The sequence below is a fragment of the Paenibacillus sp. FSL E2-0178 genome (assembly GCF_038593005.1).
In the GTDB taxonomy this organism is placed as follows: Bacteria; Bacillota; Bacilli; order Paenibacillales; family Paenibacillaceae; genus Paenibacillus_AQ; species Paenibacillus_AQ phytohabitans.
The window spans coordinates 5,048,239-5,065,885 of sequence record NZ_CP151953.1 but is presented as its reverse complement, the minus strand read 5'-3'; the positions used below and the strand labels follow the sequence as shown (position 1 = coordinate 5,065,885).

13 protein-coding genes and 1 riboswitch are annotated in these 17,647 nt (G+C 53.5%); of the genes, 5 read left to right on the top strand and 8 right to left on the bottom strand.

Annotation, left to right across the window (positions count from 1 at the left end):
- Positions 1-40 precede the first annotated feature (40 nt).
- Genes MHI42_RS22065 through MHI42_RS22045 form a run of 5 tightly spaced genes read right to left on the bottom strand, consistent with a single transcriptional unit; the run spans position 41 to position 4,434 of the window.
- Entirely contained in the window at positions 41-1,111 is a 1,071-nt protein-coding gene (locus MHI42_RS22065; RefSeq protein ID WP_340990704.1) for a ring-opening amidohydrolase, read from the bottom strand.
- Positions 1,111-1,863, bottom strand: a complete 753-nt coding sequence (locus MHI42_RS22060) for an ABC transporter permease (protein WP_340989550.1) — start codon at positions 1,861-1,863, stop codon at positions 1,111-1,113. Before MHI42_RS22060 ends, MHI42_RS22065 begins: the two co-directional genes overlap by 1 nt.
- Positions 1,860-2,669: an ABC transporter ATP-binding protein gene (locus tag MHI42_RS22055; RefSeq protein WP_342420669.1), complete on the bottom strand. Its 810-nt coding sequence runs from the start codon at positions 2,667-2,669 to the stop codon at positions 1,860-1,862. The genes MHI42_RS22060 and MHI42_RS22055 overlap by 4 nt, the downstream gene beginning before the upstream one ends.
- Before the next feature lie 13 nt (positions 2,670-2,682).
- A complete protein-coding gene (locus tag MHI42_RS22050; protein WP_340989552.1) occupies positions 2,683-3,696 on the bottom strand; it encodes an ABC transporter substrate-binding protein in 1,014 nt (337 codons plus the stop codon).
- A gap of 54 nt (positions 3,697-3,750) precedes the next feature.
- Positions 3,751-4,434 carry an isochorismatase family cysteine hydrolase gene (locus MHI42_RS22045; protein WP_042240618.1) on the bottom strand — a complete coding sequence of 228 codons (684 nt, stop codon included), beginning with the start codon at positions 4,432-4,434 and terminating at the stop codon, positions 3,751-3,753.
- 519 nt (positions 4,435-4,953) lie between these two features.
- Positions 4,954-5,047: riboswitch (cyclic di-GMP riboswitch) on the top strand.
- A gap of 102 nt (positions 5,048-5,149) precedes the next feature.
- On the opposite strand from MHI42_RS22045, the gene MHI42_RS22040 reads away from it, so the two are divergent.
- Complete coding sequence (locus MHI42_RS22040) at positions 5,150-6,775, top strand: flagellar assembly protein A (RefSeq protein ID WP_042140363.1); 1,626 nt, start codon at positions 5,150-5,152, stop codon at positions 6,773-6,775.
- A 67-nt stretch (positions 6,776-6,842) separates the two neighbouring features.
- Here the strand turns inward: MHI42_RS22040 and MHI42_RS22035 are convergent, their stop codons facing one another.
- Positions 6,843-7,760 (bottom strand): DMT family transporter, encoded by a 918-nt coding sequence (locus MHI42_RS22035; protein WP_076243594.1) that lies wholly within the window; start codon positions 7,758-7,760, stop codon positions 6,843-6,845.
- 96 nt (positions 7,761-7,856) lie between these two features.
- Between MHI42_RS22035 and MHI42_RS22030 the strand changes: the two genes are divergently transcribed.
- Both MHI42_RS22030 and MHI42_RS22025 read left to right on the top strand, forming a co-directional pair.
- The gene (locus MHI42_RS22030) at positions 7,857-8,786 is read left to right on the top strand and encodes a LysR family transcriptional regulator (protein WP_342420668.1); all 930 of its coding nucleotides are present in this window, start codon (positions 7,857-7,859) and stop codon (positions 8,784-8,786) included.
- A gap of 5 nt (positions 8,787-8,791) precedes the next feature.
- Positions 8,792-9,760 carry an aldo/keto reductase gene (locus MHI42_RS22025; protein WP_342420667.1) on the top strand — a complete coding sequence of 323 codons (969 nt, stop codon included), beginning with the start codon at positions 8,792-8,794 and terminating at the stop codon, positions 9,758-9,760.
- A 504-nt stretch (positions 9,761-10,264) separates the two neighbouring features.
- On the opposite strand, the gene hcp is transcribed toward MHI42_RS22025, so the two are convergent.
- Entirely contained in the window at positions 10,265-11,917 is a 1,653-nt protein-coding gene (gene hcp / locus MHI42_RS22020; protein ID WP_342420666.1) for a hydroxylamine reductase, read from the bottom strand.
- Between the two features lie 142 nt (positions 11,918-12,059).
- Between hcp and MHI42_RS22015 the strand changes: the two genes are divergently transcribed.
- Together MHI42_RS22015 and MHI42_RS22010 are read left to right on the top strand one after the other, a co-directional pair.
- Positions 12,060-12,764, top strand: a complete 705-nt coding sequence (locus tag MHI42_RS22015) for a Crp/Fnr family transcriptional regulator (RefSeq protein ID WP_042140367.1) — start codon at positions 12,060-12,062, stop codon at positions 12,762-12,764.
- A gap of 74 nt (positions 12,765-12,838) precedes the next feature.
- Entirely contained in the window at positions 12,839-14,230 is a 1,392-nt protein-coding gene (locus tag MHI42_RS22010; RefSeq protein ID WP_342420665.1) for an aldehyde dehydrogenase, read from the top strand.
- A 151-nt stretch (positions 14,231-14,381) separates the two neighbouring features.
- Here MHI42_RS22010 and MHI42_RS22005 read toward each other — a convergent pair whose 3' ends face one another.
- Complete coding sequence (locus tag MHI42_RS22005; protein WP_342420664.1) at positions 14,382-17,336, bottom strand: ABC transporter substrate binding protein; 2,955 nt, start codon at positions 17,334-17,336, stop codon at positions 14,382-14,384.
- Between the last annotated feature and the right edge of the window lie 311 nt (positions 17,337-17,647).

Here is a 17,647-nt window from a genome sequence, read left to right as displayed (position 1 = left end):
CCATGATGTATAAGTTATAGGTATAGGTTGAAAAAACCCGCTATCTGCGGCGGAATACAGCCGCTACCGGCCCTCCGCCCTTCGGGCCCTGGTGCTCGCCTCCGCCGGATACGTAGATCATCGGATCGCCGCCGACATAGGCCAGTACACCGCCGACTACGGCCCGCGCATGCCGCGTATGATTGATATCCGAATCATCCAGCATGATATGGCGCCGTCCGCGGATGACTCCGTCCGGATCAGCTTCAGCTTTGGCCAGCACCTGCACCAGCTCCTCACCGGGATACCGGTCCAGCAGGCCCTGCAGCGCTGCGCCGTCAATAGCATCCTTCATGACTGCATGGTCGATGTGATACGGGCCTTCCGCAGACAGCGAATTGCCGAACACAATCACTTCGCAGTAGGCAAGCTCACTTCCGGCTGAAGTAGACGCCACAGCGCTGAATTTATCCCAGCTCACGCATATATCTTCTTCACTTAAGGTCGAGCGCTCCACTTCACCCAGGGCAACGGCAGTCCCCAGTGCGGATGCACCTCTGGAATATCCCATGGATTTATAGGTATCCTCTGTAACGAGCGATACCTGACGGCTGTGCGCGTCATACATCTGCTCTGCAGTGAGCAGCGGGCATTTAATCTGCACAAAATGCACATCCGCTTTCGAGGTGATTCCGGCATCCAGGACCGCCCGGGCCACGGCATCCGCCACAGCGTCCACCTGGCTGAGCCGGCCCAGCTCCTCCGGCCGGAAGATCCGTGTTCTGGCCGTACCGACCGCAAGTGACTTTAGACCATCAGCATTTACGCCCGTCTCTGCCTGGCCGCTGCGGCTAATGACCGTGAAATGCGGGCTGAGCACACCTTCCGTCCCTCCGGACATCACATAGGATATTTCTGCAGGCCGCTGTTCCTGGGACACCCCGGCGAAGAACGCCTTCAGCGCCATAACGGCATAGCCCCGCGTGAAATCATTAACACAGCCGTTCCCCTCGGTCTTTCCCAGTACAGCTGCAACCTCTTCGGGACGGAACAGCCCCTCTTCTATCGCCGCCTGCAGGCCGGACATGTCATTCGGCGCACCTGCAGGGATTTTGATCACCGAGCATTTCATCACAGATCATCGCTCCTTGTCCAGAAAATAACCTTCTTCTCCAGCAGTCCGATACACCAGAACAGCAGCAGGCCGCACAGCGCCGAAGCAATAATGGCCGAGAACATCACCGGAGTATCCATATGGTAAGAGGAGACGAGCACCACATAACCCAGCCCCTTATTGGCCCCGACAAATTCACCGACAATCGCTCCAACAATGGCAAGCGAGGTCGAGATTTTCAGTGCGGAGAAGATATAAGGCAGACTGGTCGGCAGCCGCAGCTTCCAGAAGATTTCGCTTTTGGTTCCTTTATAGGTGGAGAACAGCTCCCAGGCCTCGTATTCAATCGCCTTAAGACCTTTGACACTGTTCACCAGAATCGGGAAAAAGCAGATCAGCATCGAAGCGATGACCTTCGAGGTATATCCGGTTCCCAGCCACACGACAAGCAGCGGCGCCAGTGCAACCAGCGGTGTAGTCTTAAGGGCAATGGCGAGCGGGAACATCCCCTTCTCAATCGGCTTGGAATGAACAAAAATAACCGCAGTAACCAGGCCCAGTATGTTAGCAAGCATGAACCCGGTCAGGGATTCGCCCAGGGTAACCAGCGTATGGGACCACAGCGAACCGTCGATGGCCGAGACCACCTGGGTTGGAGAAGGCAGCAGATACATCGGAACCGACAGGAGCCGTACGGCCAGCTCCCACAAGATCAGGAAGCCGAGCGCAAAGGTGACCGGGTACAGGCTGTCCTTGAGTTTAGCTGTCATAGATGCTTCACCCGCTTTCTCAATTCCTTGACGGTCCGGTGGAATTCCGGCAGCTCTTCCATGCCCGCTTGACGCGGTGAAGGCAGCGGTACCGGAATAATATCTGTCACCCCGGCCGGCCGGGGTGACATCATCACCACCCGGTCCGACAGAAGCACGGATTCCTGAATAGAATGGGTAACCATTACAATGCTGCTTAGACTTGTCTCCGGACTCTCCCACAGACGCAGCAGCTCAAAGTTCAGCTTCTCGCGGGTCAGTTCATCCAGCGCACCGAACGGCTCATCCATCAGCAGCACGGTCGGATCGGCAGCCAAGGCTCTGGCAATCGCCGCCCTCTGCTGCATTCCGCCGCTGAGCTGATGCGGGAAGTGGTTCTGGAAATCCTGCAGGCCGACCAGCCGCAGGGCGCTTTCCGCCTTTTCACGCGCTTCCTTTTTGCTGAATTTCTTCTTCGGGCCCAGCTCAAGGGGCAGCATGACATTCTGCAGGGCACTGAGCCATGGCATCAGTACAGGCTTTTGAAAGACCATGCCCAGCGACAGGTCCGGGGAGGAATACGCAACCTCCCCGCCTCCTTCCGGGCTTAGCAGCCGCAGCATCAGCCGCAGTGTCGTTGATTTCCCGCAGCCGCTCGGTCCGAGAATGGAGATGAATTCATTTCGGTATACGTCAAGACTGACATTATCAAGCACAGGCACATTGCCGAAGGAAAGAGAGCAATTGCGCAAGGAGAGCATCGTGTCCCGGGTACCGGGATTCTTCACAGGGGCGGAATTCATCTGTTCTTTCATCGCTGCTGTCATACCGGTTCCCTCCTTAATTCAAGTACTCATTGGTGAACAATGAGCCGATGTCCTGCTGCTTTTTCACAAAGTCCAGATCGATAAGATTCTGCTGCAGCGTCTCCCACGCCGCCTCGTCCATCGAGCCGAGCGGGAGCTTCTCCGGCTCAAGCAGCGGAATGCTGGCCTTCATCATGCTGACTTCATGCGCAAGATCAAGCTTTTCTCCATATTTCAGGCCGAATTCCGCCGCTTCCTCAGGATGCTCCATCGCATAATCCCAGCCCTTCATGGAGGCCTGTACGAAACTCCGGACCATTTCCGGATCCTTCTCAATCACAGACTCCGTGGTAAACAGAGTGTCGGCATAGAAATTGATGCCATAGTCGTTCGGGTCGATAATATTGACTTCCTTGCCCTGCTCCTGCACAGCCAGCACCTCATTAATTACATATCCGGGCCATGCCTTGACCTGGCCGGTCAACAAGGGGCTGAGATCATATTTGATCGGCATCTCTTCGATTTGCGAGGTTTCAATGCCCGCGCTTTTCTCCATAGCACGGAAGGTCAGCTCTTCATTGCCGCCGAGCTTGATGCCCACCTTTTGGCCGACAAGATCTTCCATTGTAGTGATACCGGATTCTTTAAGCGTGAACATTACGAACGGGGTTTTGCGGTATATCGCAGATAACGCCTTAACCGGTACGCCTTTTTCTCTGGCAATAATGATCTGGTCAGCACCGGTTACCCCGAACTCCTCACTGCCCGAAGCGACCATCTGTACCGCCGGAAAATCCGAGCCTCCCGGCCGAATCTCCACATCCAGCCCCGCTTCCTTATAGAAGCCCTTTTCAACGGCGGTATAGAACCCGGCAAACTGCGCCTGATGAATCCACTTCAACCTCAGAACAACCTTCTTAAGCTCACCGGAGCCTTCCGCCCCCTGTCCCTCTGCCTTGCCGGTATCCGAATTGTTGCCGCAGGCTGTAATGAGCAGCATTAGTGAAGTGAGCAGGATAAGCGCTTTGGTTCTGGACTTGTTCCACATGGTGATTCCCCCGTTATGATGTTATTTGGAATACTGGTCATTCGTAATTTGTATCTAGAATTGCTCCAGCGCCTTCAGCACCGCTTGCGAATCACTCACACTGCCGAAGACACCACCCTGCATTTTGACCATATTGAGCGCTGCCAGATGATTGGCATAATCCGTAGCACCCGTGCAATCCTCCAGGATCAGACATTCATAACCGCGGTCATTGGCTTCGCGCATCGTCGTGTGTACACAGACATCCGTCGTGATTCCGGTCAGAATCAGATGGGTAATCCCTTTATTCTTCAATATTAAATCCAGGTCCGTAGCATAAAAGCTGCCTTTACCCGGCTTGTCGATAATGTGCTCTCCCGGTATAGGTGCCAGTTCATCAATGATCTGCCAGCCGCGCTCGCCCCGTACGAGAATCCGTCCCGCCGGTCCTTCCGAGCCGATCTCAGCGCCGATCTGTCTGCTCCGCCACCGTTTATTCGCCGGCAGATCGGACAGATCCGGCTTATGGCCCTCCCGGGTATGGATAACGGTGAATCCGTTAATTTCCCGGATGCGTGCCAGCAGCCGCCCAATCGGCTGAATCGCTCTGGCTGTTAATGAGAGGTCGTAGCCCATTCGCTCCACGTAACCGCCTTTGCCGCAAAAATCCGTCTGCATGTCGATAATCATCAGTGCCGTCTTCGCCGGATCAAGGACGCCGTCATAGGGCCAGGTGTAAGGTGCTGCTGTAATCTGCATGGTTCATGCTCCCCTTCCAGAATTCAATGCATATATTTAATGTTATGTTTATTAACATTAATTTAATTTTTCCTGCTGTTTGTTAGATTATATTACAACAAATTTGCAATGTCTTCGTTTTTATTACGAAATAATGTGCTAATTGTTTGTGTTATTCTACATATATAACATGAACATTACATATAAACCCCGGATTAACTCCATTCATATATTAAAAAAAGCCGCCCAACGCAGGCAGCCTCAGCAGCAGTCCGTTCTCCAGCTCAAAGATCCGGCTTTTCTTGCAGAGCAGACTCCTCCCATAAGCTGTAAGCGCTGGGAAACCAGTTTTTCAAGCAATATAGAGCTGCACATTTCAAGATTATTAATAAATTGGCAGAATACAGTTGAAAAATAGCTCCTTAAGTACTAGAATTAAGCTTGTTTGCAGAAGTTCCTGCAGCGCAGGAACCAGTTATGACCTTTTTTGTCGATTACAGTCGATTGAAATCGCCTCATGCTGAGTGTATATCATTGATCTATTTCTAAAGGCAAACTTCCTGAAAGGGTAGGACGCAAAGCAATGGGCCTAAGAATGCTGAGAATCCGCGTTTATGGTCGCCAGGCTGCCAATAGAGACCACGTAAGCCATCAGTCACCGGGAGATCCCCCAGGCTTTATGATGCTCTTTTCTGTACGAATGCCATTGATTATACGAAAAAGCGAGGTTAAGATAATGCCGCAGCAATTCATCGAACCAACCCGATATGATTTCGTGGAATCCTTGATGCTTGAACGGACCGGATTCCTGGATTCTTTCTCTGTGGAGGGCCGGACTTCCGGCGGGATGAATGGAGATAAGGATGGAATTATCCTTGTGCAGAATAATCAGATCTTCATTACTCCCCCGCTCTCTGGCGGCAAGCCCGCCCGGATCTCCGCTGTTCATCCTGTAGTGCTGAAGATCAACTGGAAGACCGTTACAGAGCCTACTGAGGTGACCTCAGCGGATCATATTACCTGGGAAATTTGCGAGAAGCCACAGTATCAGATTACGGTTTCACCTGACAAGCTCAAAGTGCATTTCACCTTGTACCGTGCAGAGAAGTACGCCTGGAATCTGGTCAATTGCCCGGCTTCCTTCGAAGCCGCAGTCCGGGCTGAGCCTAACCGGGCGATGCTGCTGTCCACGCTCACCATAGAACAGATTCTTTCTTCGCTGGATAACCGCTCCATTCTGCGGAATCTGAATATCCCGGCCCTATACGCCGAACTGAACAACCCTACATATCTCCCTGTCTGTATCGCAGAAGGGAGAGCCCCGCTGCCCGGCAAGAAATCAAGGCTGCAGCTATCCCTCCCGGAGCATACGCTCACAGGCAATGGAATGCTCCGGGAGGGACGAACTGCGGAAGCTGCAGATTCCTTAGATTATCTGCGGTTTCCGGGAGCACCCTTCGCCAGAGAGGGAGAGGTATTCGCCCGCAAGCTGCCGCCCGAAGAGGGAATTCCCGGATTCGACGTAGAAGGAGGCATCTTGCCTCCACCTCCACCGCAGGATATTTATTTCGCAGCCGGAGACAATGCACGGCTGCTTCCAAACGGGGAGATCGCGGCTCTGCGTACGGGCAGACCCCGCATCTGCGGAGACTCCGGCAGCGTCACAACCTGCGATTTCCCGGACCTATGCCTCATCACCAAGGAAATGGCGGCAACAGCCCGTGAGATTATGTTTGCAGGTGACATCGTCGTACCCTCAGATATTGAAGGCCCTATGTGTATTGAGGCGTTAGGGAATGTGTATATCTACGGCAACGTCTGCCAATCTACAATTACGGCTACAGGCAGTATCTATATAAGCGGTCAAGTAACCGGCTGCAGCCTGCACACCGGACTTGCCGGGGTACACCAGCACCGCCTGCACCGCTTCTCCAGTCTTCTGCTGACTGAAGTTGGCGGACTGCGGGAAGCCGCCCGGCTGCTGGCCAAGAATGTAGAATCCCGCCAGCAATCCGTGAAATACGGTCTGGTGGTTATGCTGCTGCTGGAGGATAAGTACAGCCATATAGAGTGCCTGATCAGCGATCTTAAATCCGCACTGCTGTGCATGGAAGGGGCCCCCCAGCCCGGTACGGATCAGCTCAAGCAGATGCTGGAGGTTTTTACCCATCCGGGGCAGTTCACCGAGTTTATCACTGACAGTGTTCTGAACAGCTTCTCCCGGCTGCTGCGTAATCTGTGTGAAGACATTGAACTGCTCCAGGAGGAGCATGTCTTCATTAATATTGCCCGTTCCCATAACAGTATCCTGGAGTCCGGCGGAGAACTGATCCTGCGGGACGCGGACGCAGAAACGGTCTAAGCCTGCTGTAATGTAACCCCTGACAAGTACAAACGGCTGCCCCTCTTCTGAGGGAGCAGCCGTTTGTTTATTCCTTACCCAGACCGGGTACCGGGGTCTGCAGGACACTCCCGGCATTCCGGCCCAGCCTGACATTCACCAGAATAATGCTGCTCACAATCAGCAGCATACCGATGACCAGATTCAACGTAATCTGTTCATGCAATAAGACTACACTGGAGCCGATGGAAATCAGCGGAATCAGAAAGGTGAACGAGCCTACCTTGCCGGCCTCTCCTTCATTGATCAGCTTGAAGTATACCAACCAGCCCAGCGCAATCACGAAGACCGCGATGAACAGTGTATTTATTATAAAAGTACTACTCCAGGTAATATCCGCCCAGCTCTCCGAAGCTGAGCCTGCCGCCAGCAGGATTACCCCGCCGATCATGATCTGCATTGCGGTCATCCACAGCATATCTACTCTGGCTGCATTGCGTTTGGTGTAGACCGTAGCCAGCGCCCAGCTGAGTGCACTGGCCAAGGCCAGCAGTACGCCTATAGGCGAGATACTTCCGGTTAATCCCCCAAGGCTTAACGAGGCTACCCCGAGGAAGCCGATTACGAGGCCGGCGATCTTAAGCCCGTACATCCGCTCGCCCAGCCAGATCCAGGCAAAAATTCCGAGCAGCACCGGCTGCAGGAATACAATGGCCGAGAATAATCCGGACGGCACATACTGCAGGCCAATCGTCTGGAAGCCATAGTAGAAGACGATACTGAGGAAGGCTGACACCAGATAGACGGGCCAGAGCTGGCGCAAATGCAGCTGCTTCCGCTTCGGCAGCGCCGCGATGATTAGTATAATACCGGCAATGACCGTTCGGATTCCGGCGAACAGCAAGGGCGGGGCATACGTTAAGGCAATTTTGGAGAGCGGCCAGTTGATGCCCCAGACAATAACCAGGAACACTAATAAGCCAATAGTTTGCTTCCGCTTCTGCATGAGTTCACCTCTTGTTCTGATTTCTTCCCAAATGATACAATAGATTCAGTCATAATTGAAATGAATTATTATCATGAGGGGCATACCAGATTAGATATGAATAACACTCAAATTCGCCTATTTGTCTTAATCGCTGAGAGCCGCAGCTTCACCAAGGCGGGTCTTGAGCTGAATATGACCCAGCCCGCAGTCAGCCGCGCCATCTCCGCACTGGAAGCCGAGCTGGACGTGAAGCTGCTGCTGCGCGACCGGCGCAGCGGATTGATGCTGACGGATATCGGCAAGCGGATTCTGGTTATCTGCCGCGGAATCCTCAGCGGCCTCGATAAGATAGATCAGGAGCTTGCCGCCGAGAAAGGCCTGGAGAAGGGCCTCATCCGCATCGGCGCCTTTCCGGTTGCCGCTGCCTATTTTGTCCCGAAGATTATCAGTGCCATCACTGCCAAATACCCCGGAATTGAGATCAGATTATATGAAGGTTCGGTCGCCGAGGTGAAGGACTGGCTGGCATCACGGTTCATTGACGCAGGCCTGATGATTCCGCCGGTCGAGGATTTCGCCTCCCTGCCGCTGTTCCGGGAGAAGCTCTACGCCGTATTGCCCGGGGATCACGAGCTTCGGTACAAGCAGATCATCTGTGTGAAGGATCTGGAAGCTCAGCCTATGCTGCTCTGCCGGTCGGGCTATGAGCCTCCGGTAGTGGACTTATTCAACCGGGCCGGAAGCAGGCTGAATGTGAAATACGAGGTCAACAGCTACACTACCGCACTGAATATGATCAGGGAGGGGCTCGCCGTCGGTGTGATGTCACAGCTCTCCCTCTTGTCGCTGCCGCCGAATGTCGTGGTCCGGGAGCTGGCGCCTGATGCTTACCGCGACATTCATATCGCCGTCCATTCCCTGGAGGAGACCTCTATTGCCGTTCAATTATTTATTGATACTGCACTGCAGCTTTTCTCCGGCAATGAAGCCGCTCCGCCGTCTCCGGCCGCAGCCGGCCTGATTAACGATACCGATAAGGAGTGATTAACATGGAATATAATCGTCTCGGAAATAGCGGCCTGCAGGTATCTGCGCTGGGCCTTGGAACTAACTCATTTGGCAAAAGGGCGGATCAGGACACCTCGATCCGTATCATTCATGCCGCAATGGATCAGGGAATCAACTTCATCGATACCGCCAACATCTATGCCGGCTCCGAGTCGGAGAGGATTATCGGCCTCGCGCTTGAGGGCAGACGCCATGAGGCCGTCCTGGCTACCAAAGCCGGCCTTCCGAAGCATGACGGGCCTGACGGAAGCGGCTCTTCCCGCCGCCATCTGATGCAGGAGCTGGAAGGCAGCCTGCGGCGGCTGAAGACGGATCATGTAGATCTGTATCAGATTCACACCTTCGACCCCTACACCCCGCTGGAGGAGACGCTGCGTACCCTTGATGATATGATCTCTGCGGGCAAAGTGCGTTATATCGGGGCCTCCAATTATGCTGCCTGGGAGCTGATGAAGGCGCTGGGCATCAGCGAAGCGCGCAGCTGGGCCAAATACGTCTCGATCCAGTGCAGCTATTCTCTTGCCGACCGCACACCTGAAGCAGAGCTGCTTCCGCTGTGTCTGGATCAGGGACTGGGCATCATCCCGTACTTCCCGCTGGCCGGCGGCATTCTCACCGGCAAATATACCGGCAGTGCCCCTGCCGGTTCCAGAGCGGAAACCGACCCGAATTTCCGCCGCTTCCTTACCCCGGAACGCATCTCGCTCGGGGAGCAGGTCAGCAGTATAGCGGAAGAGCTGGATACTTCACCGGCGGCGCTGTCTCTGGCCTGGCTGATGAGCAGGCCGGCCGTCTCCACGGTGATTGTCGGTGCCACCCGGGTGGAGCAGGTGGAGCATAACCTGCAGAGTCTCTCCGTCCGGCCGGATGCGGCAACGCTTGAGCAGCTGGATCAGGCCAGCGCCGCCTTCCGCAGCGGGGAGCCGTTCGCCGTCTACCGGCTGCCGTAACAGCTGCCGGCTGGACATACCAAAGCGGGCCCACGGTGTACCGTGGGCCCGCTTTTTTGTGCGTTACATAGACAAACCCCGCTTAAGTCACCACCAGACAAGTTACCGGCCCGCGGTGGGACTTGCAGAATACGGCATACATCAGATCCTCACACTTGTCTTGTTGCCGGCAGAATGAAGACTATGAAGTAAGCATTGCAGACATAAGTGTTGTACGTTCTACAACTTTGATTCATAGATAGCCGGTTGTGGCGGAGGATTGTTGTAGGAAATACAAGAATTGATCCTGCTAAGCGCCTGAAGCAGGAGAATTCATGCCTTTTATACAACAATTTTAGTTTTGGGCCGGTTTAACGGGCAAAATGTTGCATTCCGTGCAATATCTTAGAATATTACCGGATCTCTGTCACGGATAATGGATGAATCAGGAAATTCCCGGCAAAAGCGGCCATCCGATAGTCTTGTGAGACATAGTGCCGCAGGTTAGATGGTCAGCATTCTGCATTACACCGCTGCAATAAACCGCTCCATGTCTTCCTGTACGGTGGTGATACCGCCGATGCCAAAGCTGTCTACCAGCACCTTAGCTACATTAGGTGACAGGAATGCCGGAAGTGTAGGGCCAAGGTGAATGTTCTTCACGCCCAGATGCAGCAGCGCCAGCAGCACAATTACCGCCTTTTGTTCATACCAGGCAATATTGTAGGAGATCGGAAGATCGTTGATGTCGTCCAGGCCGAAGACTTCCTTCAGCTTCAGCGCTATGACCACCAGGGAGTAGGAATCATTGCACTGGCCGGCATCCAGCACGCGGGGAATCCCGCCGATATCGCCAAGCGCCAGCTTATTATATTTGTATTTGGCACAGCCTGCGGTGAGAATCACTGTATCCTCAGGCAGCTCGGCCGCGAAGTCTGTATAATAGCTGCGGCTCTTCATCCGTCCGTCGCAGCCCGCCATTACGAAGAATTGTTTGATTGCGCCGCTCTGGACGGTCCCGACTACCTGATCTGCCAGATTCATGACCGCCGCATGGGCAAAGCCGCCGATAATCTCACCCGTCTCGATTTCTACCGGAGCGCCGCAGCCTTTGGCCTGCTCAATCAGAGCGGAGAAGTCCTTCACCCCGTCTGCTCCTGCTGCAATATGCTGAACTCCCGGATAACCTGTGTTGCCTGTGGTGTACAGCCGGTTCTTATAGCTTTCTTTTGGAGGTACGATACAGTTCGTAGTCATCAAAATTGGGCCGCCAAAGCTATCAAATTCTTCAGTCTGCTTCCACCAGGCGTTACCGTAGTTGCCCACGAAGTGGCTGTATTTCTTGAAGGCCGGGTAATAGTGGGCGGGCAGCATCTCACTATGCGTGTACACATCGACTCCGGTACCCTCCGTCTGCTTCAGCAGCTCCTCCATATCCTTGAGGTCATGTCCGCTGATCAGAATGCCGGGGTTCGTGTCCACACCAATATTCACTTTGGTAATCTCCGGACTGCCGTAAGCCGCCGTGTTCGCACGGTCAAGCAGTGCCATCACATCCACACCGAATTTGCCGCATTCCAGGACCAGGGCAGTCAGCTCGCCCCCGCTCAGGGTATCATCCAGCACGGCCGTCAGGCCTTTTTCCATAAAAGCATGTGCGCCTGCTTCATAGAATCCCAGTACCGCTGCATGCTCCATATAAGCTGCCATTCCCTTCAGACCATAGGTGAGCAGCTCACGCAGAGAGCGGATATCCTCATGCTCTGTAGCAAGCACACCCACGGTTGCCGCCTTGTCCGTCAGTTCCCCGTCCGTACTGGCGCTCCATAGCGCTGCGTCATGTTCTGACAAATACGCGATCACTCCGGCATCCGCAATTCTGCTGCGCCAGTTATCCCGCAGGGCAAGCCCCTCCCGGATCTTCGCAGTGAAGTATTCCGGAACAAAGTTAGCATTGGTAATCGTAGCGAACAGGCTCTCTATAATAAATTTCTCTGTCACCGGATCGGTAATTCCCAGCTCACGGCCGCTGCGTGCGAACACCGCAATACCTTTGAGCGTATACACCAGAAGATCCTGCAGATTGGCTACATCACTGGTCTTGCCGCATACTCCCTGAATCGTACAACCCGTCCCCTTGGCCGCCTCCTGACACTGAAAACAAAACATGTCGCTCATTACACATTCACTCCTTATTATGAATTGGATAGCTGGACAGGACAGCTGCGTCCCGCCTTTACAGTTACCAGTAATTGTAGTAGACTTTCGTCTATCAATCGGTAACGGATGTTACCGATTATTATGAATTCGGAGGAAATGTATGAAACCGGAGCCTGCCGCGCTGCAAGCCTGCCTGTTATTCCGCGGGAAATCCGCAGAAGAGATCGAACTGCTGCTGCATACGCTGGCCTATACCGTCAGCACTTACCGCAGGAATGCCATCATCCTCGCCGAAGGCGATCCGGCTGACCGGCTGGGAATTCTGCTCTCCGGCCGGGTCGAGGTGCAGAAGACGCATTCCACCGGCAGCAGCGTTACCATCGCCCATCTCAAAGAAGGACAGACCATCGGGGAGGCCGTGTTATTCCGCAGGGATAATGTAGCCCCCGCCACGGTAACTGCAACGGGACCCTGCAAGGTGATGTTCATCGGCAAGCAGGAGCTGCTGCGAATATTCGCTGCGGACACAGATATCCTCACCCGCTTCATTGAGAATCTGTCCGAACGGCTGGTGCTTGTTAACCGGAAAATCGAGAACCTCTCCGCCGGGCCGCTGCGGCGCCGGATCATAGACTTCCTGCTGGAGCAGGGCACGCAGCAGGCCTCCGATACGCTGAAGCTCCCCTTCAGCCGCAAAGAATGGGCCGGGCATTTGAATACCGCCCGTCCTTCACTGTCCCGGGAGCTTGGATTCCTGCGCGATCAGGGATGGATTGACTTCAAGGGCAGTGAAATCACGCTGCTGGACCGCAGCCGGATGAATGATTACCTCCTGAGCCTGCCCTCTTCAGCAGGCAACCTGTGAAGACCGCCCCCGGTGCAGAGCAAACCGGGCTAGACTAGACGAACCCTATAGATTCACCCGAGGAGGATGCAAGCATGTTGCAGTTAACCGCCCCCCATATCGACCAGCTGCTGGCAGAGCATAGACAATGGTTCAGCAGCGGAATCACGAGAACCCCCGGCTTCCGGCTGGAGCAGCTGCAGAAGCTGAAGGATGCTATCAAGCGCAGCGAGCCCCGGATTATCTCCGCCTTGAATAAGGATCTGCGTAAGAGTGAATTCGAGGCGTACGCCACCGAGATTGGTTTTACGCTGGACAGCATCGGCTATATGATGAAGCATCTCCGGCGCTGGACGAAGCCGGTTAAAGTAAGGTCACCGCTGCACATGTTCCCGGCGAAGAGCAGCATTCTAGCAGAGCCTTATGGGACTGCGCTCATCATCGGACCTTTCAATTATCCGTTCCAGCTCCTGATTGAGCCGCTGATCGGGGCCATTGCCGCCGGCAATTGCGCGGTATTGAAGCCTTCCGAGAGTACCCCGGCTACTTCGGCAGTCATTGAAGACATGATCCGGGAGACCTTTGACCCCGCATATATCCGGGTGGTGCAGGGTGAGAAAGAAACAACAAATCTGCTTATTCACGCGAAATTCGATTATATATTCTTCACCGGCAGCGTGCCTGTAGGCAGAATTGTCATGGAGGCGGCAGCGAAGAATCTGGTGCCTGTAACCCTTGAGCTGGGCGGTAAAAGTCCGGTCATTGTCGACAAGACCGCCAATCTGGAGGCCGCGGCCAAACGGATCGTGTGGGGCAAGCTGATCAATGTGGGGCAGACCTGTATCGCCCCGGATTACCTGCTGGTCCATAGCGATGTTGCAGCTGAGCTGATCGGGCGGATCAAACACAACATCACCGCATTCTACGGAACGGATATCCGGCATAACACAGACTACGGGCGGATTGTGAATGAACGCCAGCTGCGGCGGATTGAAAAGATGCTTGAGCAGGACCGCGATAAGCTGATCCTGGGCGGCAGCGTTGTGCCGGAGGATCTCTACATCGAGCCGTCCCTGATCTACCCGGCTTCCTGGAGCGATGCCTCGATGGAGGATGAAATCTTCGGACCTGTGCTGCCGATTATGGAATACAACCAGATTAGCGAAGCTATCCGGAGTATCAACGATCACCCCAAGCCGCTCGCCCTCTATCTGTTCACTGAGGATAAGCAGGTCGAGGAACAGGTGATGGGCAGCGTTTCCTTCGGGGGAGGTTGTGTGAATGATACAATCTCCCATGTAGCCAGCACTCATCTGCCGTTCGGCGGTGTGGGGAATTCCGGGATAGGCGGCTATCACGGCAAGCATAGCTTTGAGCTTTTCTCCCACCGCAAGAGCATTGTTAAGCGAAGCACGAGACTGGATTTCGGGATTGTCTATCCGCCATACGGCAACAAGGTCAAGCTGGCGCGGAAGCTGCTGAAGTAGAGGATTAAGGAGACCGGATAGCCCCCTACCCCACTTTTCCGAAAAAAGAAAAAACAAAAAGGAAGCCCCCCTTGCTAAAAGGAGGTTTCCTTTTTGTTGTTATATTACATACCCAGACTATCAACGGAGTACATTCCGTATACTTATTGCTTCAGCCCGCACGCCGTCCGGCAACCCAGCCCGCAACCTCTTTCTCCGGGATAGGCCTGCTGATATAATAGCCCTGAATCTTGTCACAGCTCGTCCGCTCCAGAAAAGCCAGCTGCTCCGGGGTCTCCACCCCTTCTGCGGTAACATTCAGGCCCATATCGTGGCCGATGGTCACAATGGAGCTGGCCAGCGACATGTTGTTCGGGGTATCGATACTGTCGATGAAGGACTTATCAATCTTCAGTGTGGTAATCGGCAGCTGCTTCAGATAGCTCAGTGAAGAATAGCCCGTACCGAAGTCGTCCAGCGCGATGCCGATCCCCTTTTCCTTGAGTGCTTCCAGCTTGGAGCTGATGGCCTCGAAGGATTCCATGAAGATCGACTCCGTAATCTCCAGCTCCAGATATTCCGGGGCAAGTCCGGTATCCCGCAGCACCGTAAGCACCATGTCCGTGAAATCATCCAGCATCAGCTGAATGACCGAGATGTTAACCGAGATATGATAGCCCGCATACCCCTGGCTCTGCAGATCCTTGATGAACTGGCAGGCGGTGCGCAGCACCCATTCCCCGATAGGCACAATCAGCCGGCAATCCTCAGCAATCTTAATGAAGGACAACGGCGATACGAAGCCCAGTACGGGATTGTTCCAGCGGATCAAGGCCTCGAAGCCCCAAATCTCGTTCGAACCGATATCCACCAGCGGCTGATAATGCAGCGAGAGCTCATTATTGGAGATGGCGTTTCTTAGATGCATCTCAATAATCATCCGCTCATCAAAATGCTGCTGCATCTCACGCCCGTAGATCACATAAATGCCTTTGCCCGCTTCCTTCGCTTTATACATGGCAATGTCGGCATTCTTCAGCAGTTCCTCCGCGTTCACGCCATTCTCCGGATATTGGGCAATCCCGATACTGGCCGAGATATGTACGACACTGGCACTCAGCTGGAACGGCTCCTTGAAGCCCTGAACCAACGAGTCCGCATAGCGGATCACTTCATTATACCCGTCTACATCCTTGAAAAGAATCACAAACTCATCGCCGCCGAAGCGGAAATGCTTACTGCGCCCATCGGACAGCTCCAGCAGCCGCTCGCCGACCTTCACCAGCAGCTCATCGCCGAAGGTGTGGCCCATCGAATCATTGATATACTTGAAATTATCAATGTCCAGGAAGAACAGCGCTGCATGGCCGCCGGAGTGCTCCTGAATAAATTTCTTCAGCTCTTCGGACAGCGACAGCCGGTTCGGCAGGCCGCTCAGTACATCATTATAGGCCAGCAGGCGGTACTTCTCTTCACTGGTCTGCAGCAGCGCCTGATTCTCCACCACCTTGTTATACTGCTCCAGCAGCTCATCCTGCAGTGCTGTCAGTTCCTCATAAGTAGACTCCAGCTCCTGATAGCTCATCTGCAGCTTGCTCTCATACCCTTTGCGGTCGGTGACATCGACCATCGACCCGGCAAACCGGATATATCCGCCGTCTGCATTACGCAGCACCTTGCCACGGGCCTGGAACCACTTGTATTCCCCCGACTTGCTGCGCATCCGGTATTCAGCGTAGTAATACGAAGAACGACCCTCCAGATGCTGGGTCCGCAGCCGGTCCTCCTGCTCGGCATCCTCAGGATGCAGGAGGTCTCTCCAGCCGCCGCGGGTCTCATTGACCTCATCCCGTTCATACCCCAGCAGCTCGTACCAGCTGTCCGAGAAGTAATAGATCATCGTGGACATGTCCACATCCCAGATTACTGCGTCTGCGCCATAGGTGGCCAGGCTGAAGCGTTCATTGCTTTTTTCCAGATTGCTTCTGATCCGTTTGACCAGCTGCACATAGAATAATAATACAAAGATGAAGGTCAGCAGCACGGCAAAAGCGGCAATAATGCTAAGCACCAGCACTTTGTAGGTCTGATAGAAGGAGAACGGCTTGTTGATGATTTCACTGCCCTTCGGCAGCTTGTCCAGCGGTACGCCAAAATGCTGAAGCTCGTTGTAGTCAAATACATTACGTACATTGCTGTCGGTTACAACAGGGATATGATCCGCACTCTCCCCCTGCAGGATGCGCAGCGCCAGCTCCGCTGAGGTCTGTCCCTGAATTCTGCCGCTGATCAGACTGCCGCCAAAGGCACCGTGGTTCAGTCCAAAATCATAAATATGGTACACCGGAACACTGCTGCTCTTGCCCAGTTCACTGGAGAACCTGTCAAACTCAACAATTCTTCCGGTCGAGTCACTATAGTATGTAGTCATCAGTACGATACTTTCCGGAGACAGGGCGGATGCCGTTGCTTTAATTTGTTCTATAGAAAAGCGGTTCATAGGGAGGATCTCCAGCCCCAGGTTCAGCGCGTCAATCTGATCCATGACCATTTTGCCGGTCGACAATCCGCTCTCCGAATTATCAAAAACAACATAAACCTTCTTCACGGAAGGGTTGATCTCCAGCGCCATTTGGATCGTACGCGTAGGATCAATCTTCTCGATAACACCTGTGATGTTGTGAGTGTCCGGGATGCCGGCCACACCCAGCTCATTGACACCGCTGAAGATGATCGGAGCATTATCCAGAATCTCCCCTCGGTATTTCATGGCAAAGCTCAGGGCTGCATCATCTGTGGTGAGAACCGCATCAATACGGATATTCTGATACTTGAATTTGATCGTTTCGTAGAAGTGTTCGAGGTTCTCCTGATTGGGATACCGTTTCCAATCCATATACTCGGTATAGATTACGGGCAGAGCGGCTGCGCTTTTGAGGCGTTCTTCAATTCCGGCACTCTGTTCATCGCTCCAGGCAAAGCCTTTCTGATAGGAATGCAGCACCAGCACATTCTGAGCGGGAAGTTCTTCGGCGTAGGCGTGTGTGCCTTCTGTCGTACACAGTAAGATAAACAGCGGCAAGAGCAAGCTTTTTAACAACCTGAGATGAATTTTATCTACACCCATTCGCACACTCCCGTTCATCTATCTCAAAGTCAGATTTCGATTATAAAACGAGGAATTTCGACATTATACTAAATACTAATTCGTTATACCCATTTCCCATCCCTCTTTTGAGTGAAAAAAGCACCCCATTCTGCACCGGCCGGTATCAGCGTAAAAGATAAGGATAATTTATTGCATAAAGCAAATGAATTCTTATCTTTTAAATTTGCCGCTTTCTTATAATTATAGGGGGAAACGATATTTTAATAAACAACAAATAGAGCGGAGCTGCGGCCTTTATGGACAGAGAACAGCGCTCACGTTAGAATGAA